This is a genomic window from Actinospica durhamensis (assembly GCF_018139695.1).
Classification (GTDB): domain Bacteria; phylum Actinomycetota; class Actinomycetes; order Streptomycetales; family Catenulisporaceae; genus Actinospica; species Actinospica durhamensis.
Genome location: NZ_JAGSOG010000559.1, coordinates 1 through 1,584, shown reverse-complemented (window position 1 = coordinate 1,584; position 1,584 = coordinate 1). Strand labels below are relative to the sequence as shown.

The window sequence follows — 1,584 nt, the reverse complement described above, 5'->3', positions numbered from 1 at the left end:
CATTGCGGCCGGGGACGCGTTCGATCAGCTGGTTGCGGGCCAGGCGGGCCAGGTCGTAGGAGGCCTGGTTCGTGCTGTACGGGCGGCCGAGCAGGCCGGTCATCAAGACGCGAAGGTGCTTGTTGGTGATGCCGGTGGTCGCGTACAGCAGGTTGGCCAGGGTGCCGGCCAGGGCTTGGACTCGAAGGTCGCCGAACCGTAGCGCGGGCGCCTTCCTGCCCTCTTCTGTGAGAGTGGGCGTGGTGATCCGCTCGATGACTGGACTCACGAGTGCCTCGCCCTGGCCGACGGTTTCAGTCTCCAGCAGTCGGTCGTTGATCGCACGGGCCTTGCCCTGTAGTGCCGGAAGGTTTTCGAGTCTCCGGTTGCAGCCCAGGTCGTGCGGGTCGTTGATGACGGTCTCGATGCGCAGGGCGCGCCCGTCCTTGAGGTACTGCTTGATCCGGGAGTTCTTGTAGAACACGTTGAGGGTCACCAGGTCGCAGGCCTGGTCGATTTTCGTTTTGAACCCTCCGTGCGGTGGTGGGTTGGTCGGTCGCCCGGAGCGCTCACCGCGGCGAAAGAGCAGTTCGACGTTCTCCGGGCGGCCCAGGTCCAGGTTGTCAGCCAGCAGTGCTTCGAAGAACGCGCGGGCGTGGCAGTCGGTGTCGAACACCAGGGTGCGGGAGATCTCGACCTGCCGCATCGACAGCTCCCACCAGAACCCGGCGTCCCGGTCCGCTTCGATCAACGGCAGTGGGATCCGTGCCATCCAGCGGTCGAAGAAATCCTGGACGCATTCCGGTCCGAACCGGTCGCAGATCTCTTGCAGGGCCGCGGGGTCCGGGCAGGCGGCGAAGCCGTTGGACAATTCGGTCACCGCGAGGCCCTCGGCTTGCGCCTGCCGCTTGGCCCACTCGTGCCCGTTGACCCATACCTTGATCGGGTACGGGAAGTAGGTGCAGATCTTGATGAACCCCGGGCCGGCCTGCTCATCCCAGACATATACGTAGAACACCGACACCCGGCGCTGGGTCTTGGCGTAGGAGAACTGCGGGCACTTGCCCGGGTCGGTCTCCCGCTTGGTCGCGCTCCACACCATCGCGTACTCCTGTGCCAGGCCCAGAGCCACGACCTTCGAAACACCCTGTTCCCTAGCTGCGGCCAGCAGCGGCGCGACGACGTCGGCCTTACGCACCCCGCCGGTGAACCGGAGCACCGGGATCTCGTTTTCGCCCGCCCAGGCGCGCATCGCCGCCCTGAACTGCCCACCGATCTTCTCGAACAGTGCCGGCGAGGCGATCGGGTTCCCGCGCACATCGTGCAGGAAGTAGACCACGCCGCCCGGCGTCTGCAGCCCGGGCACGTAGCCATTGAGATACAGCCGGTCCACGCAGGAGATGTCCAAGGACACATGCCCGGCCACCATGTCCCCGGCTGTCACCACCGGCCCGAGCACCTCGTCGGCGAAGCTAGCCCGACCGGTCACCCCGACCACCTCCCGCGAGAATCAGACACCACCCTTCGGCAGCGTCCACCCGCTGACCGGCAACGTCACGCGAACGCCACCCTTCGCTCGGCGGTCCGAGGCGTAAGCCTCTTTAG

General features: G+C 66.2%; 1 protein-coding gene. It reads right to left on the bottom strand.

Going from position 1 to position 1,584, the window contains the following annotated elements; all coding sequences use genetic code 11:
• The coding region (locus tag KDL01_RS41000; protein ID WP_212534123.1) for a hypothetical protein at window positions 1-1,468 on the bottom strand (1,468 nt) is incomplete at its 3' end.
• Window positions 1,469-1,584: the final 116 nt, after the last annotated feature.